Genomic DNA, 24,138 nt, shown 5'->3' with positions numbered 1-24,138 from the left:
GCCTCTCCGCCGCCCTCTCTCAGCCGCCCTGCCGCACCTCCGCTCTTCCGCCGTCGCGCCCGTTGCCAGGGCACCGCCATGTCTGCACTCCTTCAAGGAGCACCTCACATGAACCAGCCTGCCGAAAACCAGCCTCAGGTCAGCCTCGCGCAGTCGTCGCCCACGGTCGGCACCTTCCGTGAGGACGGCGGCGCGCTGGAGTGGAGCGGCCGCCAGGAGACCCTGCGGGTCGAGCCGTGGGGTCCGGACGCCGTCCGGGTGCGCGCCCGGCTCGGCGGGCCGATCCTCGAAGGGCTGCCGGGCGCGCTCCTCGACGAGCCGCCGGCCACCGAGAGCAGCGTCAAACTCACCGACGCCGAGGGCCGGTTGACCGTCGGCGCGCTCACCGTCGAGGTGAACGGCGAGGGCGTGATCCGGTTCCTGCGGACGGACGACCACACCGAGATCCTGGCCGAGGAACGCGCCCACTTCTGGTGGCCGGGCACCCGCCTCTACACGGCCGTCGGCAACGGCCACCACCGCCTGGAGCAGCGCTTCGCCGCGTACGACGACGAGAAGCTGTACGGCCTCGGACAGCACCAGCACGGCCGCCTGGACCAGAAGGGCCTGGTCCTGGACCTGGTCCAGCGCAACGCCGAGGTCGGCATCCCGGTGCTCACCTCCAGCCGCGGCTACACCCTGCTGTGGAACAACCCGGCGATCGGCCGGGTCGAACTGGCCGGCAACGGCACCCGCTGGGTCGCGGACTCGGCCCGGCAGATCGACTACTGGATCACCGCCGGCGCCCCGGCCGACGCGCAGCGCCGCTACAGCGCGGTCACCGGCCGCACCCCGATGCTGCCGGAGTGGGCGGCCGGCTTCTGGCAGTGCAAGCTGCGCTATCGCACCCAGGACGAACTCCTCGGCGTGGCACGGGAGTACAAGCGGCGGGGCCTGCCGCTCGACGCCATCGTCTGCGACTTCTTCCACTGGACCCACCTAGGCGACTGGAAGTTCGACCTGGCCGAGTGGCCCGACCCGGCGGCGATGGTCCGTGAACTCGAGGAACTGGGCGTCAAGCTGGTGGTGAGCGTCTGGCCTTCGGTGTCGCCGCTGAGCGAGAACCATCCGGTGATGGAGCAGCGCGGCTACCTCATCGGCACCCAGTACGGCCCGATGGCCCACGCCGACTGGCCGGACAAGGGCGTCGCGTCGACGGTCCAGGTGGCGTTCTACGACGCGACGAACCCCGGTGCCCGGGAGTTCGTGTGGTCGAAGATCCGTGACAACTACCTGGCCCCGTACGGCATCACGGCCTTCTGGCTGGACGCCTGCGAGCCGGAGCTGAAGCCCGGCTTCCAGGAGAACCTGCGCTACTGGGCGGGCCCCGGCCTGGAGGTCGGCAACAGCTACCCGGCCGAGAACTCCCGCACCTTCTACGAGGGGCTGCGCGCCTCGGGCGAGGACGAGATCATCAGCCTCAACCGCTCGGCGTGGGCGGGCAGCCAGCGCTACGGCGCCGCCCTGTGGTCCGGCGACATCGGCACCGACTTCGCCACCCTGCGCCGGCAGATCGCGGCCGGACTGAACACCGCGCTGTCGGGCATCCCGTGGTGGAACACCGACATCGGCGGCTTCCACGGCGGCGACCCGAGCGACCCGGCGTACCAGGAGGTGATGGTCCGCTGGTTCCAGTTCGGCGCGCTGTCCCCGCTGATGCGCCTGCACGGCTTCCGCGACCCGGGCATGCCGCTGGGTCCGGACATGACCGGCGGCCCGAACGAGGTGTGGTCGTACGGCGAGGAGGCCGGCGCGGTCCTGGAGAAGTACCTGCGGCTGCGCGAGCGGCTCAAGCCGTACGTCCTGACGGTCATGCGGGAGGCGCACGAGGAGGGGCTGCCGCCCATGCGGCCGCTGTTCCTGGAGTTCCCGGACGACCCGGCGACCTGGTCGGTGGACGACTCCTACCTCTTCGGCCGGGACCTGCTCGTCGCCCCGGTGCTGACGGCGGGCGCCACGGCCCGCACGGCCTACCTCCCGGCGGGCGCGAGCTGGACGGACGCGTGGACGGGCGAGACGTACGAGGGCGGCACGGCCGTGACGGTCGACGCCCCGCTGGACCGCCTCCCGCTGTTCCTGCGGGACGGGGCGCGGCTGCCGGTGACGGGGTAGCCGCACGGGCAGGGGAACACGGGCGGCCGGTCCCCGATCAAGGGAGGGACCGACCGCCCGTGGAACCTGCCCCGAGGTCAGCTGCTGCTGACGGTGAGGTTGTTGGTCACGAAGTCCAGCCCGCCCGAGGACGAGGTGATCTCGTATCCGAACTGCACGTCACCGATGGTCTCGTTGCCGAACCAGCCCTTCGTGTCCTTGATCCACTTGAGGATCGGCAGGATGCTGACGGTTCCGGACGACGAGTCGGACGTGCGCAGGAACGAGAACACCTCGTTCGCGCCGTTGCTGCCCTTGTAGACGGTCCAGGTGTGGCCGCCGAGGGTGACGTTGCCCTGGGAGGTGCCGAGCGGCCCGACGGCGCCGTTGTAGTTCACCCAGAGCATGATCTCGTAGTCGTAGTCGGTGTCCCAGATGTCGTACGACGTGTTGTAGGCGCCGGACGACGGGACCGTGACGTTGTAGCTGCTGGACAGCGAACCGAGCGAGGTGATCGTCTTGTTGATCACCTTCTTGGAGTTGGGGTACGACTTGATGCCGCCGGTGTTCGGGTGGTTGGCCCAGACGCCCCAGTTGGTGCCGGAGTTGGCCCAGACGCACTGGCTGCCGGCGCCGGAGCCCCAGATGTTGTTGTAGAGCGTGTAGCCGTTCAGGCTGGTGTTGCCCCACTGGTCGCAGGAGTTCCAGACGGCGGCCTGGGCGGGGGCGGCGGCGAGTCCGACGGTGGCGCCGAGTGCGAGCGCCGGGGCCAGCAGGGCCATGCCGATCCTGCTCGACGTACGTGTTGCCATGGTGTCCCTTCCATGGGTGGGGGGAGTCACCACGTCCCCGAGGTGAGGACGTGGTCTTCTCCGGCGACCAGGTCGAGCGGCGATGCGCCGCCGGAGGAAGTCCGTACTTCGATGCGGTGACCGCGCCCCGGCCGCAGGACGGCCCGGGTGCCGTCGGGGCCCCAGGAGAGGTCGAGTTCGGCGCCGAACCGGGTCCGCACGCCCCGCAGTTCGCCCGACGGGAGCGCCGGGGGGAGCGCGGGCAGGAGGACCAGCCGGTCGGGGGTCGACTGGACGAGCGCCTCGATCAGCACGGCGGGGAGGGCGTGCGCGGCGTCGGCGTTGTAGACGTCGCGGTGGGGGTAGTGGGCGCTCATCAGGGAGTCGTGGAAGAAGTCGCCGTCCAGGACCTCGCCGAGGGCGTCGGCGACCCGCCGGCCGTCCCGGAGCCGCGCCGCGATCAGCGCGTGGTGGAGGTGGCCGTGCGCGGAGTCGTTCTCGGAGCCGCGCAGTTCGAGGGCGCGACGGGCGGCGGCGGCCGTGTCCGGGGTGTCGTAGGGATTGATCTCGTCGAGGGGCCAGACGCCGTAGAGGTGGCTCAGATGGCGGTGGTCGTAGGTGTCGCCGAGGCCGGGGCGGGCCCACTCGGCGAGGGCGCCGTCGGCGTTGATCCGGTGCGGCGGGAGACGGTCGGCGAGGGCACGCCAGCGGCCGACGCGCTCGGGGTCGTCCGGGTGGTACGCGGCGGCGGTGAGCAGGGCGTGCCGGGCCGCCGAGAGGTCCATGGCCGCGTTCACCGCGCCCCAGCTGCCGCCCGTGGGCCGGTTCTCCGGCGAGTAGGAGGGGACGACGACGAGCGGCCCCTCGGGGTCGCCGGGATCGGTACGGGTGAGGAAGTCCTCGTAGAACAGGGCCACTTCGGCGAGGGCGGCGGCGGTGCGCGGGTCGCGTCCGCCGCGGGTCTCGTCGTGGTCGACGAGGGGTTTGAGCAGCCAGTCGGCGCCGGCCGTCCACAGGTGGAGCGGGTATTCGCGGCTGAAGTGGTACGTCAGCCCGGACTCGCCGTCGCTGTGCGCGGGCGCGACCGCGCCCCGGGCGCCGAAGACCGCGCGGGCGTTCTCCCGCCAGTCGTCGGACTGCCGGTGGATCAGGGCGGCCAGCGCGTCGGTGACTTCGGGGAGGGCGGCGGCCGCGGCGGAGGCCGTCTGGAGGTTGACGTTGGCGTCGTTGGTGAATCCCCCGGCCCAGGCGGTGTCCCAGTCGCCGGTCCACAGGCCGGGCAGGCGGGGCGGGTTGAGGCCCGAGGAGGAGAGGAGGTGGTAGCGCCCGGCCGCGAAGAGACGTTCGAGCAGCGCCGTGCTGCGGGGGCGTTCCAGCAGCTCGGAGCCGGGCAGTCCGCGCTCGCCCGGCTCGGCGTGCAGGTCGAGGGTGACGCGCTCGTAGGCGGTGCGGTGGAGCGGGAGGTGGCGGTCGAGCAGGTCGTCGTAGAGCTGCGGCAGCTCGCCCAGAGCACGCTGTTCCCCGGTGACGTCCAGTTCGCCGGTGTGCCTGCGGACGCGGGTGAGCAGCAGCACGGACTCGGCTCCGGTGACCTGTACACCGGGGTGGGTGAGCCGGGTGCGGCCGCCGGTGACGACGACGAGGGTCACGCCCGTGTAGCCGCGGTCGCTGCCGGGGTAGCGGGCGCGCAGGGTGAGCAGGGCGCCGTCCGGGGTGAGGACGGACCCCTGGCCGACGGCGAGGTCGGCGGGCGCGCCCGGCAGCCGGTGGTCGAGGGAGATGTCCAGGTCGAGGCCGGTGACCTGCTGGACGATCACGTCGTCGGCGCGGGAGACGAAGACCCGGCTGACGCCGCCCGCGCAGGTCGCGGTGGCCTCGCCGGTGGTGAAGTCGACGGCCCGCAGGCGGTATCGGCGCGGCTCGTCCGAGGGCGCCCTGAGCCGGATCCGGAAGGCCGGGTGGAAGGGCTGGACCCATTGCAGCGGCCGGTGGTCGGTGAAGCTCTCGGCGGCCTCCCACTCCCCGGCCAGCAACTTGTCCTGGAGAGCGGGGAGTTCCGCGGCGAGCTCCGGCGGGCGGGCATGTTCGGCGCCGTTGGGGCGGACCAGGCTGTGGTGGGTGACGACGACCCGGTCGTCGTACGGGTCGCCGAACGTGAGAATGCCGTGCCGGCCGTTGCCGCTGAGGAAGGCGTCCTCCCAGCGGGCGGCGGGCCGGTACTCGTGGGTTCCGTGCACCGGACGGTCGGTGCTGGGCAGGGCGGGGTGCGCCCGGGACGCGGAGTCGGTCATGAGCGCAACACCACCACGCCGTAGCGGCCCAGCGTGATCCCGCCCGTGAAGCGGTCCCCGGTCAGCAGGTCGTGGTGGGTGCCAGGCAGCTCGAAGGTCACCGGCTCGCGGCCGTGGTGCAGCAGGAACAGCAGCTCGCCCCGGCGCACCGCCTCGACGTCCGGCGGGAGGCCCTCGAGGACGGGCCGGACGCCCGCGTCGGCGGCGATGCGGGCCAGCAGCCCACGCAGGGCGTCGGGTTCGGGGAGGGTGGAGACGTACCAGGCGCGGTCGTTGCGCAGGACGGCGGGCAGTCCGTCGAGTTCGCCGCCCTTGTAGACGACCCGCACCGCGTCCGGTTCGGCTTCCAGCTCCTCCGACCACAGGGTCCCGCGGAAGTCGTCGGTCCCGACGCGCTCCCCCTGCTCCAGCGGCCACCACTCGTGCAGGGTGCGGATGCCGAACAGCTCGCGCAGGCGGGCGTCCATTCCGCCGGGCCGGACCCGGTCGTCCTCGTCGGCCACGCCGGTCAGGAAGCCGGCCACGAGGGTGCCGCCGCCGCGGACGTAGGCGAGCAGGTTGTCGATCGCCGTGTCCTCCATCGCGTACAGCTGGGGGACGACGACCAGCCGGTAGCCGGTGAGGTCGTGCGCGGGGTGGGCGAAGTCGGTGGTGAGCCGGCTCTCCCACAGGGCGCGGTGCCAGGCGTGCAGGACGGCCGGGTGGTCGACGTGGGTGGAGGGACGGCCGTCCTGGGCGCCGGCCCACCAGGCGTGCCAGTCGTGCAGGATCGCCACGTCCGCCGTGACATGGCTGCCCGTCACCTCCGGGCCGATCCGGGCGAGTTCGGCGCCCAGCCGCTTGACCTCCTGGAAGACGCGGCCCCGCTCCCCCGCGTGGCCGACCATCCCGGAGTGGAACTTCTCGGCGCCCTGCCGGGACTGGCGCCACTGGAAGTAGCAGACGGCGTCGGCGCCGCGGGCCACGGCCTGGAGGGACCAGAGCCGGTTGAGGCCGCGCGGCTTGGGGTGGTTCACCCCGCGCCAGTTGACCGGTCCTGCCGCCTGTTCCATCAGCATCCAGGGGCCGCGCGCCTGGGAGCGGGTCAGGTCCTGCACCAGTGCCCCGTGCTGTGCGCCGAGCGGGTCGCGCGGATCGGGGTAGAGGTCGACGGAGACGACGTCCTCCTCCTCGGCCCAGCGCCAGGCGTCCTGGCCGACGAACAGGGGCATGAAGTTGGTGGTCACCGGGATGTGCGGGGTGTGCCGGGCGACGATGTCCCGCTCGGCGAGGTAGCACTCCAGGAGCATGTCGGAGGTGAAGCGCCGGAAGTCCAGGACCTGAGCGGGGTTCTTCAGGTAGTGGGTGCGGCGGGCGGGCAGGACGCTGTCCCAGCTGTCGTGGCGCTGGCTCCAGAAGTCGGTGCCCCAGGCGGTGTTGAGGGCGTCCAGGGTGCCGTACTTCTCGCGCAGCCAGCGGCGGAAGGCGGCGGCCGCCTCGTCGCCGTGATCGGCCGTGCAGTACTCGTTGTTGATGTGCCACATCGTGAGGGCGGGGTGGCCGGCGTAGCGGGCGGCCAGGTCCTCGGTGATGGCGGCGGCGTGCCGGCGGTAGGTGGCGCTGGAGTGCGAGAAGTGCTGACGTCCGCCCCACCACTCGACGTCGCCGTTCTCGTCGCGGGGCAGGGTGTCCGGGTGCAGCCGGCCGAGCCACGGGGGCGGGGCGGAGGTGGGGGTGGCGAGGACGACGCCGATGCCGTTCGCGTGCATCAGGTCCATCTGCGTGTCGAGCCAGCCGAACTCCCGGGCGCCCGGCTCGGGTTCGAGCCTGGACCAGGAGAAGACACCGAGGGTGACCGAGTTGACGCCGGCGTCCCGCATGAGCCGGACGTCCTCGTGCCAGGTCTCCTCGGGCCACTGCTCGGGGTTGTGGTCGCCGCCGAAGAGGATGCGGCCGCGGGTGGCGTCGGCGAGGCCCGGCCGGTCGACGGCGGTCATCGGACGGGCTCCCCGTACTGGATGCCCCGGCCGTTGGTGGCGATGTACACCCGGCCGTGGATCCGCGGGTCGGCGGCGATGGTCGCGCCGGTCCAGCCCCACTGGTGCCGGTCGTCGTTGATCCGCACCCAGGTCCGCGCACCGTCGTCGGAGCGGTACACGGCGGTGATCGCCTCCGTGGAGCCGACCTGGTAGACCGCCGGGTACGCGGCGCCGTCGGCGGCCCTGCCGAAGGCGAGGGTGTACGAGGCCCAGCAGTTGGTCACCCGGGTGAAGCCCGCACCGCCGTCGGTGGACCGGTACAGGCCGTTCCACTTGGTGCTCAGCCACAGGTCGCCGATCCGCCCCGGGGCCGCGGCCAGCTGGAACTGGCTGTCTCCGGAGGGCAGTCCGCTCGCGCGGGCGGTGAAGGTGAGGCCGCCGTCCGTGCTGGCGAACAGGGTTCCCGTGTCGGTGTCGTACGCGTAGAAGCGCGCCGGGTCGGCCGGGTCGGCGAGCGGGGTGGCGCCCTTGGGGAAGGAGGAGACCTCGGACCAGGTCGCTCCGTTGTCCGTGGAGCGCTGGGCGGGGTACCTGGTGCCGTCCCGGTGCACGAAGGTCCACAGCAGGACGCTGCCGTCGGTGTTGGTGGCGATGGGCCCCGGTGCGTTCTCGGCGAGGGCGGGCTGGGCCGCGAAGGGCGCCCAGGACTTGCCGCCGTCGGCGGACCATGCGCCGTTGCCGTGGTCGCCCCAGCCGGTGCGGACGACGTACGACGGTCTGTCCGCGGCCTGCGCGAGCCCCGTCACCGTCCCGAACACGGGGTTCGTCGCCATGCCCCGGGACGGCGAGGCCGTGAGCCGCTCGTGGTACATCACGCCGACGTCCCCGAGACCGCTGATCAGGTGCGCCTGTCCGGTCGGGGGCGAGATCAGCTGCCGCACGGAGGTCTCCTCCAGGCCCCGGACCTGCGGGGCCCAGTGCTTCAGGTCCCGGGTGCCGTAGAGCGTGGCGCCGGTGCCGAAGACGACGTGCTGCGAGTCGTACGGGTCGACGGCGACGGCCTGGATCCACCAGCCGAACTTGGGCGCGTCGGTGCCGAAGGTGAGGAACGGGGTCTCGGACACGTCGAGGACCGCCGCGTCCTTGAGCGACGTCCAGGTGCGGCCGCCGTCCACGGTGCGGTACAGGGTGTCGACCGCCGCCCAGCGGTTGTTGGTGGAGACGACGACGGTGCCGGGTCGCCGGGCGTCCACGGCGACACCGCCGTAGCCGAAGGTGTCGCCGTCCGCGGGCCGGGCCGGGGTGACGTCGGTCCACTTGCCGCTCGCCGTCGCCAGTCTGTGCACGCTGCCGTCCGCCTGGCCGTTGGGGCCGGGCGCGTCGGCGTACGTCACGTACAGCTCGCGGGTGTGGCGGTCGTGGGCGGCGCGGACGGGCACCTTGGCGGAGGTGCCGGTGGGCCGGCCGGGGACGGCCTCCCAGGTGACGCCGTCGGCGGTCCGGTACAGGTTGGCGGTCGTCCCGTCGGAGTCGCCCCAGCCCGCGTAGAGGGTGCGGCCCGCGGCGACGAGGAGGGTGACGCCCTGGCCGCTCGCGCTCGGGGTGGGCGGGAAGCCGGTGACCGCCGCCCAGGTGGCGCCCCGGTCGGTGGACCTGAGGAGCCCGTCGTGCCGGGTCCCCAGCCACAGGGTGTCGCTGTCCCGCGGATCGACCAGCAGCCGCTCCCCCGTGCCCCGGCCGTCCTCGTTGCCGCCGAGCTTCACGGTGAGGTCGGTACGGGTCCAGGTCGCGCCGCGGTCCTCGGAGCGCAGAACGGCGCCGTTGCCGGCCCAGGACTGGGCGTAGGCGCCGAGGGCGAGGTAGAGGCGGTCCGGGTGCGCGGGGTCGACGGCGAGGGCCTCCACGCCGAGGAGGTTCCAGTCGTCCCAGCCGAGGTGGTCGGTGAGCGGGGTCCAGCGGGCCGCGCGGTCGTCCCAGCGGTAGGCGCCGCCGATGTCGGTGCGGGCGTAGGCGAGACCGCGGACGGCCGGGTGGAAGAGCACGCCGGTGACGAAACCGGTGCCCCCGATCACGGCGTTGCGCCACCGGTAGCCTCCGGCGGTCGAGCCGGGTCGGGTGGGTGCGGCCTGGGCCTGGTCCTGGGTGAGCGGGAGCGCGGTGACCGCGGCGGCGGCTGCGGTGCCGGTGAGGAGGATGCGGCGGGTGGGGCGCATGTGGGGTACCTCGGTGGGTGAGGGTCTGCGGGTTGGGAGGGTGTCGTTCGTCTGCGGGCAGTGGGGGCCGGCCGCGCAGTTCCCCGCGCCCCTGAACGGGGCCGGTCCCGCTCGGCCTGAGGGGCACGGCTGACCACGACGAACCTGCGGCCGCCGTGCTTCCCACTCCGGCGCGGTGGGCGCCCGCTACCCCTTGACCGCCCCCGTCAGCATCCCCTTCTTGAAGTGCTTCTGGACGAACGGCGACAGCACCGCCACCGGCAGCAGCGCCATCACCATGACCGCCATCTGCACGGCCAGTCCCGACAGCTGCCCCGTCTTGATCGCCTGCCCCAGCCCGACCGGCGCCTCCTGCTTCTGCACCAGCTGGATCATGACGTTCTGCAACGGCATCATGTCCTGGTCGTTGAGGTACAGCGACGCGTTGAACCAGGCGCTCCAGTACCCGACGGCGTAGAACAGCGTGATGACGGCCAGCACCGCCCTCGACAGCGGCATGACGATCTGCCAGAGGATCCGGAAGTCCCCCGCGCCGTCGATGCGCGCGCTGTCGACGAGTTCCTGCGAGATCCCCATGAAGAACCCGCGCAGGACCAGGATGTTGAACACGCTGATCGCGCTGGGCAGGATCAGCGCGAGGTAGGTGTCCATCAGGCCCAGGGACTGCACCAGCAGGTAGGTCGGGATCAGGCCGGCGCTGAAGAACATGGTCGCCAGCAGGACCATCAGGATCCACCGGTGCCCGAGCGAGCCCGAGCGGGAGAGACCGTAGGCGCACAGGACGGAGACGCCCATCGAGAAGAGCGTGCCGACGAGGGTGATCAGGACGCTGATGACCGCCGCGCGGGTGACCTGTCCGCCGCTGAGCAGCTCCCGGTAGGCGATGAAGGTGATCCCCTTGGGCACCATCACCAGCCCGCCGGCCTCGTCGATGGTCTTCCGCGAGGAGAGGCTGGTGACGAGGACGATCCACAACGGGAAGAGGATCGCCAGGCAGGCCAGGGACAGGGCGATGCCCTTGCCCGCGAGGCCGGCCCTGCCGGGCTCCTCCTCCCACACGGGCCGCGGCGGCGCCGCCCAGCGGCCGGGTGGGCGCACGGGTTTGTCGATCACGGCGGTCACTTCTGGTACACCCCCTGCTCGCCCATGAGATGGGCCACCTTGTTCGCGACGAGCACCAGACCGAGGCTGATGACGCCCTTGATCAGACCGGCGGCGGCCGCGTAGCCGAAGTCCTGGTTGCGGACGCCGTTCCACCACACGAAGGTGTCGAGGACCTCCGACGCCCCCGGTCCGACCGCGTCGCGCTGCAGCAGGATCTGTTCGAAGCCGACCGTCAGCGCGTCACCCACCCGCAGCACCAGCAGCAGCGCGATCACCGGGCGCAGGGCCGGCAGCGTCACGTGCCACATCCGGCGCCAGCGGTTCGCGCCGTCCATCGCGGCGGCCTCGTACAGGTCGGGGTTGACCGAGGCCAGCGCGGCGAGGAAGACGATGATGCCCCAGCCGGCGTCCTTCCAGACGCTCTGCGCGGTGATCAGGAACTTGAAGGTCTCCGGGTCGGTCATGATGTCGATGCCGTCGTACCCGTGCTGCCGCAGCAACTGCGAGAGGATCCCCGCGCCGCCGAACAGCTGCTGGAACACGGCGATGACCAGCACCCAGGAGAAGAAGTGCGGCAGGTAGAGGATCGCCTGCGACACCGCCCGGATCCGGGGCCTGACCACGCTGTTGATGAGCAGCGCGAGCATGATCGGGATCGGGAAGTAGAGCACCAGCTGGAGGAAGAACAGCACCAGGGTGTTGCGGACGGCCTCCCAGAAGGCCGAGTCCTCGAAGAGCCGCTGGAAGTTCTCCACACCCACCCAGGGGCTGTGGAAGATGGCGACGATCCCGTTGTCGCTGATGTAGGGGTCGTAGTCCTGGAAGGCGACCACGTTGCCGAGGATCGGCACGTAGTTGAAGAGCAGGACGAGGACGATGGCCGGAAGGGTCATCAGCAGCAGGACGCGGTCCCGTCTGAGCCTGACCCGCAGGCCCAGCTTCCCGGAGGACCGTTTCCCCCGGGGGCCGGTGGCGCCGCCGGGCGCCACCGGGGTCTTTCCCGTCTCGTCGGCCTCGGCCCTGCTCCGAGGCACCGTGCTGTGCGACACGGCCGTTCTCCTTGCCTCGCCGCCGTCAGCTCGTCGCCGTGCCGTTGTCGTCGAGCAGCTTCTGGTACCAGGCGCGCAGCTCGTCGCCGCCCTTCTTCTTCCAGTCGGAGACGGCCGCCTGCATGTCGCTGATCTTCTTGCGACCGCGGACGATGTCGTCCTCCAGCTGCTCGAAGTTGTTGGAGAGGTTGGTCCAGCGGCTGGGCTCGGTGATCTGCATGCCGTAGAAGGCCGACTTCTTGGTGAAGGCGCCCATCCGCTGCTGCCACTCGACCTGGCCCTTGGCGATGTCCGGGAAGTCGGGGTGGGCGATGGTCGACGCCGGGCTCGCGACCATCACGAAGGCGTTGAGGACCTCCTGGTTGCCCTTGTCGTTCTTGACGGGCACCCCGTCCTTGACGCTGTAGTGCGTGCCCTCCACCCCGTAGTTGGTGAGCATGTACTCCTTGGTGCCGTACGGGGCGGCGGTGACGTTGGCGACGGCCAGCACATCGCGGATGACCGCCTCGGAGGCCTTCTTGTTGACGAAGGCGAAGATGTTGGCCGGCTGGGTGGCGTAGATGACCGGGTCGGCGCCGCCGTGGCCGAAGATGTCCATGCCCCAGATCTGGAAGTCCGGGTTCTGGGCCGCCTGCGAGGCCTGCTGCCCGTACCAGCTGGAGATGTCGTTGTTGTAGATGAGGAACTCGCCGGCCGCGAACTTGGTGCTCGGGTCGACGGCCTGGCTCTTGCCCAGCTTGAAGTCCGGGTGCACGTAACCGGCGGCGAACAGCTTGCGGGTCCACTCCAGCGCTTCGAGGTAGGAGTCCAGCTCGATGCGGTTGATCAGCTTGTCGCCCTCGAGGATCCAGCCGAGCGGCTTCTCCCCGCCGGACGGCACTCCGAAGCTGTTGAACGCGGTCCACTTCATGTCGCCGCAGGCCCACACCTTGGCCTTGGCGTTGGTGATCTCCTTGGCCAGGGCCGTGAACTCGTCCGTCGTCGTCGGGACCTCGTAGCCGTTCTTGTCGAAGAGGTCCTTGCGGTAGAAGGGCACGATGTTGGTGACGTAGGACGACGGCATCGGCAGACCGCGCAGCTTGCCGCCGAAGAGGGAGCGCTGCCAGGCGTCGGTCGGGATCGCTGCGAGGTTCGGGTACTCCTTGACCTTGTCACCGGACAGGTACGGGCCCAGGTCGGCGAACTTGCTGAGGATGGCGCTGGGTATCTTGCCGCCCATGTTCCAGCCGGGGACGACCACCACGTCCGGCACGTCGCTGGAGGCGAGCACGGCGCCGAGCTTCTGGTCGTAGGTGTTGCCGTCCTGGTTCTGCCAGACGACGTCGACGCCGATGAGGGCGTTCATCGCCGTGTAGTAGGCGTTGTCGCTCTTCGGCGGTGAGCCCCAGAACGGCGACATGACGGTGACCTTGCCGCCCTTGCCGAGCGCCTTCGGCACCGAGGTCTTCAGCGTGGCGAGGTCGAGCTTGCTGCTGAAGCCGACCGAGGAGCCGTTCTTCGACGGGATGTCGGGCGTCACCACGTTGGAGGCGACGTACGCCGGGAGGATCTTCTTGGCGTCCTTCCCCGAGGTGGTGCCGTCGCGCGAGCCGCTGTCCGTACCGCCGCAGGCGGCAAGCAACGGCATCCCTCCCGCCACCGCGGCGGTGGCGACCGCCGTGGAGGCGAGGAAGCTTCTCCGGCTGGGCCCGGAAGGACCAGCGGAGAGGGAAGCGGCGTTCGGCGTCATTGCGTCAACCCTTCATGGCGCACCAGGACACCCGGCGGTGGCCGTCGGCTGCGGTGTCTCGAGTGGAACTGGCTGAGCTGAAGCGGTCCTCCGACGAATGTCTCGACAGTTTCCAGTCGAAGCGCTTCGATGTTGCTGCGAGGTTAAGTGAACACCCTGGGGTGCACAAGGGTCGCTCCCAACATTCCTCCGAGGTATCAGGGGCGACCTCTCCGTATGTGCTGCTTGAAATAGCGGTGAAGTCCCCTTGACACCCGCCCCACCGTCGAATGAGCATCGAAGCGCTTCGAAAGAGCCTCCCCGCTCCACCGCAAAGGGATCCCCACGTGACCGCACACACGCCGCCCACGCCGCCTTTCCGCGATCCGCAGCTGCCGTTCGCGAAGCGCATCGACGATCTGCTGTCCCGGCTGACCCCTGAGGAGAAGGTCTCCTTCCTGCACCAGTTCGCGCCCGCTGTCGAGCGTCTCGGCATCGCCGCGTTCCGCACCGGCCAGGAGGCGCTGCACGGCGTCGCCTGGATGGGCCCCGCCACGGTGTTCCCGCAGGCCGTGGGGCTGGGCGCGACCTGGAACACCGACCTCGTACGCCGGATCGGCGAGGCGGTGTCCAAGGAGGTCCGGGCGATGCGCGCCCGCGACGAGCGGGTGGGCCTGAACGTCTGGTCCCCCACCGTCAACCTGCTGCGCCACCCCCTGTGGGGCCGTAACGAGGAGGGCTACTCCGAGGACCCCCGGCTGACCTCCGCCATCGCCACCGCCTACACGCACGGTCTGCGCGGTGATCATCCGACGTACTGGCGCACGGCCCCGGTCCTCAAGCACTGGCTGGCCCACAACAACGAGACCGGCCGGGACGTCACCTCGTCCTCGGTCCGCCCGCGGGTGCTGCACGAGTACGATCTGCGCGCCTTCCGCGGCTGCGTCGAGGCGGGCGCGGTGGCCGGGGTGATGCCGGCGTACAACCTGGTCAACGGCCGCCCCAACCATGTCTCGCCGTATCTGCGCGAGCACCTGCGCGCCTGGACCGACGAGGAGCTGCTGGTCTGCTCGGACGCGGGCGCGCCCTCCAACCTGGTCGACTCCGAGCACTACTTCGACACCCACGAGGAGGCGACGGCGGCCGCGCTCGTGGCCGGCGTGGACAGCTTCACCGACCACGGCACGGACAGCTCGAAGATCGTCGCCCGGGTCGCGGGGGCCCTGGAGCAGGGACTGCTGACCGAGGCCGACGTCGACACGGCGGTCCGCCGTCAGCTCTCGGTCCGCTTCCGGCTGGGCGAGTTCGACCCGCACTACGATCCGCACGCCGGCACCGGCGAGTTCGACTCCCCGGCCCACCGCACGCTCGCCGGGGAGGCCGCCGAGCAGGCGATCGTCCTGCTGCGCAACGACGGTGTGCTGCCGCTGGCCGCCGACACCCGGATCGCGGTCGTCGGCCTGCTCGCCGACGAGTGCAAGCTCGACTGGTACAGCGGCACCCTGCTGCACCGCTCCACCCCTCTGGAGGGCCTGTACGAGCGGTTCGGCGCCGAGCGCGTGGAGTTCGCGGAGGGCGTGGACCGGGTCCTGCTCAAGACCTCCACGGGGACGTTCCTGAAGGTCCCCACCGCCCCGGAGGGCACCGACGAGGTGCGCGCCGCCGAGGGCGCCCTCGACCCGGCGCTGCTCGCCGGCCGCACCGACCTCCCGCCGCTGACCACGGACGCGACCGGTACGGAGCTCGCGCTCGTCGACTGGGGCGAGGGCGTGCTGACGCTGCGCGCGCCCGACGGGCGCTACCTCTCCGTCGCCGAGGACGGCTTCCTGCGCGCCGCCGCCGACCAGCCCGGCGGCTGGGTCGTCCAGGAGACGTTCCGCCTGGTCCCGCAGGCGGACGCCGACGGGAACACCCACGGCTACGGACACGGGAAGGGACACCTCCTGCTGCATCTGGGAACGGGTCGCCCCGTCTGTGTCGCCGCCGACGGCGTCAGGGTTGCCGGGCCGGACGAGGAGGGTCACGAGGCCGGCACGGCCGTCGAAGTGATCGTCGTCGAATCCGGCGAGGACGCGGTGACCCGGGTCACGGCCGCGGCCGACGTGGTCGTGGTCGTGGCGGGCAACGACCCGCACATCAACGGCCGGGAGACCGAGGACCGCACCACGCTGCGGCTGCCGGCCCACCAGGAGCGGCTGCTGGCGGCCGCCCGGGCGGCGGACGCGCGCACGGTGCTGGCCCTGGTGTCGGCGTATCCGTACGCGATCGAGCCCGGCCCGCTGTCCGCGGTGCTGTGGACGGCGCACGGCGGCCAGGCCGCGGGCACCGCTCTCGCACGGGTCCTGGCCGGTGACGTCTCCCCGGCCGGACGCCTTCCGCAGACCTGGTACGCCGGTGACGCCGATCTGCCCGACCTCCTCGACTACGACGTGATCGGCGCCCGTCAGACGTACCTCTACTTCGAGGGCACCCCGCTGTTCCCGTTCGGGCACGGCCTGTCGTACGCGTCGTTCTCCTACGCGGACCTGGCGGTGCGCGTCGAGGACGGCACGGCGCACGTCTCCTGCACGGTCACCAACACCGGGGACCTGACGGCCGACGAGGTCGCCCAGCTCTACAGCCGCGCCGTGGACCCCTCGGTCACCCGGCCGCGCCGCGAGCTGCTCGACCACCGCCGCGTCACGCTCGCCCCGGGGGCGAGCGCGGAGCTGTCCTTCGAGGTCCCGCTGTCCGCCTTCGCCTTCTGGGACGTGGCGCAGGGCCGGTGGCGTCTGGAGTCCGGCCCGTACGAACTGCTGGTCGGCGCGTCCAGCGCGGACGTCCGGCTGCGGACGACCGTCACGCTGGAGGGCGAGCCGTCCGCCCCGCGCCCGGTCCGCCGACGCGGTCTGGAGGCCGCCGACTTCGACGAGCAGAGCGGGGTGGAGATCGTCGACCGTACGAAGGTGTCGGGCGACGCGGTGGCGCCGGTGGCGGGCGGGACGGGCGAACTGGTCTACCGGGCCTGCGACTTCGGCACGGGCGCCGGCACGACGGGCGTGACGGTGACGGCGGCCGGCTCGGGCACGGTGGAGCTCTCGCTCGACGGCGGCCCGGTCCTGGCCACGCTGGCGGTCGCCGCGCCCGCCGCGGGACCGTACGACCACCTCACCGTCGACGCGGTGTTCGCCGCGCAGGGCGTCCACGATCTGCGTCTCGGACTGCGCGGCCCGCTGCGGCTGGCGCATGTCGGCTTCTCCGGCTGAGGGTCCGGAGCACGCCGGCACGAAGAAGGGGTCCGGCACCGGAAGGCATCGGTGCCGGACCCCTTCGGGGAGCCTATATGAAAATGGTTCCCATTAGCCAGAGGGTGGCCTCAGAGCGCGAGCCCGGTGAGGACCAGCACCCGCTCGTACGTGTAGTCGTCCATCGCGAACCGCACGCCCTCGCGCCCCACGCCGGACTGCTTGGCGCCGCCGTACGGCATCTGGTCGGCGCGGTAGGAGGGCACGTCGCCGACGATGACACCGCCGACCTCCAGCGCGCGGTGCGCCCGGAAGGCGACCTGCACGTCGTGCGTGAACACGCCCGCCTGGAGGCCGTACTTGGAGGAGTTGACGGCGGCGAAGGCCTCGGCCTCGCCGTCCACCTTCGTCACGGTGAGGACCGGCCCGAAGACCTCCTCGCAGGCGAGGGTGGTGTCCGCCGGTACGTCGGTGAGGACGGTCGGCGCGTAGGAGGCGCCGTCCCGCTTGCCGCCCGCGAGGAGGGAGGCGCCCGCCGCCACGGCCTCGTCCACCCAGGTCTCGACGCGCTTGGCCGCGTCCTCGCTGACCAGCGGGCCCACGTCGGTCCTGTCGTCGCCGGGGTCGCCGGTGACCTGCGCCTCGACGGCGGCGACGATGCGCGGCAGCAGCCGGTCGTACACGGAGGCGTCCGCGATGACCCGCTGCACGGAGATGCAGGACTGGCCGCCCTGATAGTTGGAGAAGGTCGCGATACGGGTGGCCGCCCAGTCGAGGTCGGCGTCGCTCGCGAAGTCGCCGAGGACGACGGCCGCGCCGTTGCCGCCCAGCTCCAGGGTGCAGTGCTTGCGCGGCACCGAGTCCATGATCGCGTAGCCGACCTTCTCGGAACCGGTGAAGGAGATGACCGGCAGACGCTCGTCCTGGACGAGGGCGGGCATGCGGTCGTTGGCGACCGGCAGGATGCTCCAGGAGCCGGCCGGCAGCTCGGTCTCGGCGAGCAGGTCACCGATGATCAGACCGGACAGCGGGGTCGCCGGGGCCGGCTTGAGGATGATCGGCGTGCCGGACGCGATCGCCGGGGCGATCTTGTGGGCGCACAGGTTCAGCGGGAAGTTGAACGGCGCGATACCGAGCACGACACCCTTGGGGAAGCGCCGGGTGAGGGCCAGCCGCCCCTGGCCGCCGGCGTCGGTGTCGAGCCGCTGGGCCTCGCCGCCGTTGAACCGCCGGGCCTCCTCGGCCGCGAACCGGAACACCGAGACGGCTCGGCCGACCTCGCCCCGCGCCCACTTGATCGGCTTGCCGTTCTCGGCGGAGATCAGCTGAGCGATCTCCTCGGTGCGCTCGACGAGCCGCTTGCTGACGTGGTCGAGGGCGGCGGCGCGCACATGGGCCGGGGTCGCGGCGAACTCGTCCCGCACGGCGTACGCGGCGGCCACGGCCTCTTCGACCTGCGCGTCCGTCGGCACGCCGACCCGGCCGACCAGCCGGCCGTCCCACGGGGAGGTGACGTCGAAGCTGTCCTCGCCGGCGACCTGGCGGCCGGCCAGCCAGAAGGCGTGGATGGCCCCCACATTCGTTTCCTGCGGCATTGCGAGTCCCGGCCCTTCCGCTCAGGGGGTGTCCTGTGGTTTTCGTGCTCCACGGTAGGCGCGCGAGGCCGAAGGGTCGCTTGTCCGAGTCGTACGGGTGGACGGCCGGGGTGCGCCGGTTTGGCACGGTCGCCCCCCTGGCGTCCCCGGCCGCTCCCGCCCCGGCCGCCCCCGTTCCAGGAGGAGCCACAGCGCGCCGAGCAGCACCGTGCACAGACACCAGCTCGCCACGACGTCCAGCGGCCAGTGATAGCCCCGCCGGACCAACCCGAACGACACGGCCAGGACGAGGACGGCACTCGTCGCGAGGGCCAGCCACCGGGCTGCCGCGCTGCGCAGCCACGGCAGCAGGATCAGCGCCGCCGCACCGTAGGCGACGGCCGCCGTCGCCGTGTGCCCGGAGGGGTAGTAGCCGGTGGCCGGGGGCACGGCGGGCGTACCGGGCCGGTCGGTCCACACCTTCAGGGGGACGACGATCAGCGGCACCAGCACCATCACGGCCGACGCGGCGAGGGACGGCACCCACCACCGCGCCCCGCCCGCCGCTCTCCCCCGCCACGCCACGTACCCCGCGACCAGCACCAGGACGGGCACCGCGATCTGCACCTCGCCCAGGTCGGCGAGCAGCTCGGAGACCCGGTCGGGATGGACGAGGGCGCGGCTGAGGCGCTCGTCCGGGCGCAGCAGCGGGCCGTCGGCGGCCACCTGCCAGGTGATCAGCGCGAAGAGCAGCGCGGGCGGCAGGAGGCCGAGGACGGCGTGGGTGAGGCGGGTGGGGCGGGACGGCATGGGCCCCAGCTTGTCAGGAGCGGCCGGACGGCGGAAAAGGAGCCCGGACCGACAAGGACCACGAAAAAAGACCCCGGATCGAATCCGGGGTCCGCTTTCCGTGGTCTGCACCTCAGAAGGAGGTCGGCCACCCCGGAACAGGGGGGTAGTTCCGGGGTGGCCGTCCGGACCGGGGTGCCGGCCGCCCCGGGGGGTTTGGGGCGGGCGGCCGTCCGATCGGTGTGGAGATCCGAAGCCGGAAGCTCCGGTTGTGTGCGCGAGGGCACGACCAGGTCGAAGCTGGGGAGGCCCCGGCCTGGGTCCGTCCGCAGTCCCCTGCGGACGGGGTGTATCTCTCATCTGCTGAGAACCTACGACAGAGGCGGGCGGTACGACAGGCCGTATCCCGTCCCGCCATCCTCCTCGCACACCTTCTTCACACGCTCTGCGGCCGATGGGAATCAGCTGTGCGGTGCCTGGGCTCAGATGCGCGCGAACGCCTGCTCAGATGCGCGCGAAAGCCTGCTCGATGATGTCGAGGCCCTCGTTCAGCAGGTCCTCGCCGATGACCAGCGGCGGCAGGAAGCGCAGCACGTTCCCGTAGGTGCCACAGGTCAGGACCAGCAGGCCCTCCTGGTGGCAGGCCTTGGCGAGCGCGGCGGTCGCCTCGGGGTTCGGCTCCTTCGTCGTACGGTCCTTGACCAGCTCGATCGCGATCATCGCGCCACGGCCGCGGATGTCGCCGATGCTGCATCCGTCGTTGTCGGCGAACTTCTCCGCCATGGCGGAGAGGCGGCCCTTCATGACGGCCTCGATGTGCTTCGCCTTCGCGTTGAGGTCGAGCTCCTTCATCGTCTCGATCGCGCCGAGCGCGCCCGCGCAGGCGACCGGGTTGCCGCCGTAGGTGCCGCCCAGGCCGCCCGCGTGCGCGGCGTCCATGATCTCGGCGCGGCCGGTCACCGCGGCGAGCGGCAGACCGCCCGCGATGCCCTTGGCCGTCGTGATCAGGTCCGGGACGATGCCCTCGTCCTCGCAGGCGAACCACTGGCCGGTGCGGCAGAAGCCGGACTGGATCTCGTCGGCGACGAAGACGATGCCGTTGTCGGAGGCGAACTTGCTGATGGCGGGAAGGAAGCCCTTGGCGGGCTCGATGAAGCCGCCCTCGCCGAGCAGCGGCTCGATGACGATCGCGGCGACGTTGTCCGCGCCGACCTGCTTGGTGATCTGGTCGATGGCCTGCGCGGCGGCCTCGGGGCCCGCGTTCTCGGCGCCGGTGGGCCAGCGGTAGCCGTAGGCGACCGGGACGCGGTAGACCTCGGGCGCGAACGGGCCGAAGCCGTGCTTGTACGGCATGTTCTTCGCCGTCAGCGCCATGGTGAGGTTGGTGCGGCCGTGGTAGCCGTGGTCGAAGACGACGACCGCCTGGCGCTTGGTGTAGGCGCGGGCGACCTTGACGGCGTTCTCGACGGCCTCGGCGCCACTGTTGAACAGCGCGGACTTCTTGGCGTGGTCACCCGGGGTGAGCTCGGCGAGGGCCTCGGCGACCGCCACATAGCCCTCGTAGGGGGTGACCATGAAACAGGTGTGGGTGAAGTCGGCGAGCTGGGCGGTGGCCCGGCGCACGACGGCCTCGGCGGAGGCGCCGACGGACGTGACGGCGATGCCGGAGCCGAAGTCGATCAGGCGGTTGCCGTCGACGTCCTCGATGATGCCGCCGCCCGCGCGCGTGGTGAAGACGGGAAGCACCGAACCGACACCGGCCGCGACCGCGGCGGTACGGCGGGCCTGGAGTTCCTGCGACTTCGGGCCGGGGATGGCGGTGACGACGCGGCGCTCCTGCGGAAGGGCGGTCATGAGGGGCTCCTGGGGTTTTGCGGACACTTTCGTTCTTTTCTCGCAGGCTAGGACGGGGAGTGGAGGGTGGGCATGCTCCATGTGGGCGGTGTCGGCGCGGCGGCTTGTCCGTCATGGACAGTGCCACCGGACGGCGATCGTCGCAGGCCCGGCCGCGTAAGCGGTGAACTCCCCTTGCGGGCGCGTTAGATTGACTCGCTGATGGTGGACGGAACGGCTGGTCAGGGGGCAGGGTCGATGGACAGCGACGGGACCCAGGACGCGCGGGGTACGCAGGCGAATCCTGTGCCGCGCCCGGCGGGGCCGACGCGCCCGCCCTCGACTCCGCCGCGGCCGGACCGGGCGCCGGGCGTACCGCCCGCTCCCGGGCACTCCCCGCGGGCCGCGTCCGCCGTCGCCGACTGGCTCGACGAGACGCGCCCCGCGGCCGCGACGGGGATCTGGCGCTTCGGCCACCGGCCGCCGAAAGCGGCCCGGGCCACGGAGCGGCTCGCGCCGGTCACCGTCGTCGGCATGCTGGTCCCGCTCGTGGTCGCGCTGGTCCTGTGGTCGCTGTGGCGCCGGGGCGGCCTGCCGTACCAGTTCACCCTGCTGCGGCTTTTCACCCCGGACGACTGGTGGTGGGGCGGCACGATCGCGTCCCCCAAGTCCACGGAGGGCGCCGAGGCGCGCGTGGTCTACGACGGCGTGTTCTTCGCCGTCCTCGTCTACGGCATGGGCCGGCTGGGCAGCTGGGCGCACGCCGTGCGGCACTTCGTGGGCCGCCGGCCGCAGCCCGCGCGGGCTCTCGTCGCCCTGCTCGGCGCCCTCGCCACCCTCAGCTTCGTCTTCCCCGGCGCCTTCGGGGTCGGCTGGGACGCCCTGCCCGTCATCGACCCGCTGTTCTCGCTGATCGTGCTGATCTCCGGCAGCTACGAGCTGTTCGCCTCTCCCCTGTTCACGAACGCGCTGTACACGGTCATCACGCTGCTGGTGGTGTGGCCGTTCGCGAAGTCCGGCGGCTGGTGGCCGTACCTGCAGGAACGACTCGCCGCCCGGCGCGCCGGACCCGACCGGACCGCGCCCGCGGTCGAGCTGCCGCGCGCCCGGTGGCCGGAGCTGCGGGACGCGGGACAGTACGAGGCCGCCGACCTGCTGACCGCCGAGGTGGCCGCCGGCCGGATGAACGACGTGGACTGCGTGCGCGTACGGCGGGCCTGGACGGCGGGGCTCGCGGACTTCCGGGAGACCGTGCTGCGCCAGGGCGGGGCCGCCTGGACGCATCCCTCCGGCGCCCGCGACCTGCCCCGGCGCACCGCGCGGCACGATCTGCTCACCGGGCAGGTGCGCGTCGGCCGCTGGGTCGCCACCGAGCGCACCCCGGTCGGCTACCACGACGCGGGCGCCGCGCTCGGCCCGGAGGTGCTGGGCACCTCACTGCTCGCGGTCGGGCCGTCCGGGTCGGGCAAGACCCGGACCCTGGTCGAGCCGCTCACCGAGGCCCTGGCCCTCCAGGCGCTCACCGGCGCGTGCGCCGTCGTCGCCGTGTCGTCGCCCGGGGGCGGCCGGCTCGGCTCCGACTCCGCGTTCGACGTGATCGTCGGGATCGGGGACCCCTCGTCCGTGCACGACCTGGACCCGTACGCGGAGTCCGAGGACCCGGACGAGGCGGCCGAGATCCTCGCCGAGGCGCTGGTCGGCGACCTCGACACGGTGAGCGGGCAGAGCGCGACCACGGCGCTCGCCCAGGTCCTCGGCCCCTACCGGAGCGCGCACGGATGCTTCCCCACCCTGCCCGAGCTGCGCGAGCTCCTGGAGGGCGAACCGGCCGCGCTGTCCGCGCTGCGGGAGGCCGTGGCCGGTGACGAGGTGATGCGCCGTGAGCTGGAGGCGCGCGTCCGGCAGACGGGGTCCCCGGGCGACGCGGGCCGCGCGCTCGCCGACCGGCTGGCGCTGCTGAACCGCCCGGTGTTCGCCGAGTTCTTCGGCGGCGGCAGCAACGCGCACCGGGCGTTCTCGCTGCGTGCCGTCGCCCATCACCCGCTGCGGGTCCGTATCGACCTGCCCGAGCGGGGTCACGAGGAGGCCGCCCGGCTGATCACCCGGCTGGTCCTCGCCCAGTTCCACACCGTCGTACGGGAGCGGCGCGACCACTTCGCCTGTCTGGTCCTGGACGACGCGACGGGCACGGTCACCGACGGGTCGGTGCGCCGGCTCCAGCGGCTGCGCTCGCGGAACGCGGGCGTGGTGCTCGCCCTGCGCTCGGTCGGCGACGTCCCCGAGGCGCTGCACGGGCCGCTGTACGGGGCCGTCGGCTGCCGGATGGCGTTCTCCGGCATCACCACCTGGGACGGCAGCAGGTTCGCGCAGACCTGGGGCACCGAGTGGGTGGAGACCACGGAGGTCGCCAAGCACACCGTCTTCGCCGACCAGCCGATGACCCGCGCCATCCACGCCCTGCGCAAGCTGGTGACCGGCAGGGCGGTGACCACGGACGCGGTGACCGTGCGCGAGGTCGAGCGGGAGCGGTGGTCGGCGTCCCGGCTGGCGCACGAGGTGCCGCCCGGCCACGCGGTGCTGTCCCTGACGGACGTGCGGGGGGAGCACGCGCCGCCGCTGCTGGTGGACCTGCGGGACTGAAGGCGCGGCCGCGGTCCGTACAGTGAGGCAGAATCGGGTGAGGCCGTTCATACGCGACGGCCAAAAGATCACACCGCCCGTCACGCCGATCACCGCCGATCGCTCCCCGACCTGAAGGCCTCATGCCTCCCACGCTCGCCTCGCTCGTCCATCACTCCGCGCTGAAACTGACCGTGCGGGCGGGCGGGGAACGGCTGGACGTGCCGGTGCGCTGGGCGCACGTCAGCGAGCTCGCGGACCCCGTGCCGTACATGGAGGGCGGGGAGCTGCTGCTGATCACCGCGCTCAAACTGGACGCGGAGGACCCGGAGGCCATGCGGCGCTATGTGCGGCGGCTGGCCAAGGCCGGGGTGGTCGGGCTGGGCTTCGCCGTCGGTGTCAACTACGAGGACATCCCGAAGGCCCTCGTGGACGCGGCCGAGGAGGAGGGTCTGCCCCTCCTGGAGGTGCCGCGCCGCACGCCCTTCCTCGCCATCAGCAAGGCGGTGTCGGCGGCGATCGCGGCCGACCAGTACCGGGCGGTCACGGCAGGGTTCGCGGCCCAGCGCGAGCTGACGAAGCAGGCGCTGACGGACGGCCCGCAGGGACTGCTCCGCGCGCTCGCCGCGCAGGTCGACGGGTGGGCGGCCCTGTACGACGCCTCGGGTGCCGTCGTGGGAGCAGCGCCGGAGTGGGCGGGCCGGCGCGCGGCGCGGCTCACGGCGGAGGTCGAACGGCTGCGGGAACGGCCCGCCCCGGCTTCGGCGGTGGTGGGCGGCGGCGGGCGCGGACGGCGGGACGTCCATGCACACCTGGTCGAGACGGCTGCCGGCCACCACGGGCGGCCGCACGGAC

The 24,138-nt window shown here is 72.2% G+C and carries 14 protein-coding genes and 1 pseudogene; 4 read left to right on the top strand and 11 right to left on the bottom strand.

The annotated features are described in order from the left end of the window. Positions 1-108 precede the first annotated feature (108 nt). Positions 109-2,151, top strand: a complete 2,043-nt coding sequence (locus tag ABT070_RS39070) for a glycoside hydrolase family 31 protein (RefSeq protein WP_351767682.1) — start codon at positions 109-111, stop codon at positions 2,149-2,151. A gap of 77 nt (positions 2,152-2,228) precedes the next feature. On the opposite strand, the gene ABT070_RS39065 is transcribed toward ABT070_RS39070, so the two are convergent. The 7 genes from ABT070_RS39065 to ABT070_RS39035 all read right to left on the bottom strand — a co-directional run bounded on the left by ABT070_RS39065 (position 2,229) and on the right by ABT070_RS39035 (position 13,265). Further along, entirely contained in the window at positions 2,229-2,942 is a 714-nt protein-coding gene (locus tag ABT070_RS39065) for a glycoside hydrolase family 12 protein (protein WP_351767681.1), read from the bottom strand. Between the two features lie 26 nt (positions 2,943-2,968). After that, positions 2,969-5,212: a glycosyl hydrolase family 95 catalytic domain-containing protein gene (locus ABT070_RS39060; protein ID WP_351767680.1), complete on the bottom strand. Its 2,244-nt coding sequence runs from the start codon at positions 5,210-5,212 to the stop codon at positions 2,969-2,971. After that, positions 5,209-7,188 (bottom strand): beta-galactosidase, encoded by a 1,980-nt coding sequence (locus ABT070_RS39055; protein WP_351767679.1) that lies wholly within the window; start codon positions 7,186-7,188, stop codon positions 5,209-5,211. The genes ABT070_RS39060 and ABT070_RS39055 overlap by 4 nt, the downstream gene beginning before the upstream one ends. Further along, a complete protein-coding gene (locus ABT070_RS39050) occupies positions 7,185-9,383 on the bottom strand; it encodes a 1,4-beta-glucanase (RefSeq protein WP_351767678.1) in 2,199 nt (732 codons plus the stop codon). The genes ABT070_RS39055 and ABT070_RS39050 overlap by 4 nt, the downstream gene beginning before the upstream one ends. Before the next feature lie 186 nt (positions 9,384-9,569). Further along, entirely contained in the window at positions 9,570-10,505 is a 936-nt protein-coding gene (locus ABT070_RS39045; RefSeq protein WP_351767677.1) for a carbohydrate ABC transporter permease, read from the bottom strand. After that, positions 10,502-11,536: an ABC transporter permease gene (locus tag ABT070_RS39040; protein ID WP_351767676.1), complete on the bottom strand. Its 1,035-nt coding sequence runs from the start codon at positions 11,534-11,536 to the stop codon at positions 10,502-10,504. Before ABT070_RS39040 ends, ABT070_RS39045 begins: the two co-directional genes overlap by 4 nt. A gap of 25 nt (positions 11,537-11,561) precedes the next feature. Next, the gene (locus ABT070_RS39035; RefSeq protein ID WP_351767675.1) at positions 11,562-13,265 is read right to left on the bottom strand and encodes an extracellular solute-binding protein; all 1,704 of its coding nucleotides are present in this window, start codon (positions 13,263-13,265) and stop codon (positions 11,562-11,564) included. Between the two features lie 326 nt (positions 13,266-13,591). On the opposite strand from ABT070_RS39035, the gene ABT070_RS39030 reads away from it, so the two are divergent. Then, on the top strand, positions 13,592-16,489 hold the full coding sequence (locus ABT070_RS39030) for a glycoside hydrolase family 3 C-terminal domain-containing protein (protein ID WP_351767674.1): 2,898 nt from the start codon (positions 13,592-13,594) through the stop codon (positions 16,487-16,489). Between the two features lie 110 nt (positions 16,490-16,599). On the opposite strand, the gene ABT070_RS39025 is transcribed toward ABT070_RS39030, so the two are convergent. The 4 genes and pseudogenes from ABT070_RS39025 to gabT all read right to left on the bottom strand — a co-directional run bounded on the left by ABT070_RS39025 (position 16,600) and on the right by gabT (position 20,685). Next, positions 16,600-18,063, bottom strand: coding sequence for an aldehyde dehydrogenase family protein (locus ABT070_RS39025; protein WP_451101394.1), 1,464 nt, complete (start codon positions 18,061-18,063; stop codon positions 16,600-16,602). A gap of 21 nt (positions 18,064-18,084) precedes the next feature. Beyond that, positions 18,085-18,852, bottom strand: a complete 768-nt coding sequence (locus tag ABT070_RS39020) for a phosphatase PAP2 family protein (protein ID WP_351767672.1) — start codon at positions 18,850-18,852, stop codon at positions 18,085-18,087. Positions 18,853-18,993: 141 nt separating this feature from the next. Then, positions 18,994-19,191: pseudogene (locus ABT070_RS46320) on the bottom strand (phosphatase PAP2 family protein); the annotation flags it as partial. A 144-nt stretch (positions 19,192-19,335) separates the two neighbouring features. Further along, on the bottom strand, positions 19,336-20,685 hold the full coding sequence (gabT, locus tag ABT070_RS39015; RefSeq protein WP_351767671.1) for a 4-aminobutyrate--2-oxoglutarate transaminase: 1,350 nt from the start codon (positions 20,683-20,685) through the stop codon (positions 19,336-19,338). A 237-nt stretch (positions 20,686-20,922) separates the two neighbouring features. Between gabT and ABT070_RS39010 the strand changes: the two genes are divergently transcribed. Beyond that, positions 20,923-23,304, top strand: coding sequence for an ATP/GTP-binding protein (locus ABT070_RS39010; protein WP_351767670.1), 2,382 nt, complete (start codon positions 20,923-20,925; stop codon positions 23,302-23,304). Positions 23,305-23,426: 122 nt separating this feature from the next. After that, positions 23,427-24,138: PucR family transcriptional regulator ligand-binding domain-containing protein (locus ABT070_RS39005; protein WP_351767669.1), on the top strand; the 712-nt coding region annotated here is incomplete at its 3' end.

This window comes from Streptomyces sp. NPDC002884, from assembly GCF_040295245.1.
In the GTDB taxonomy this organism is placed as follows: domain Bacteria; phylum Actinomycetota; class Actinomycetes; order Streptomycetales; family Streptomycetaceae; genus Streptomyces.
Note: the sequence above shows the minus strand (reverse complement) of the source record. Positions and strands in the feature narration are given on the sequence as shown.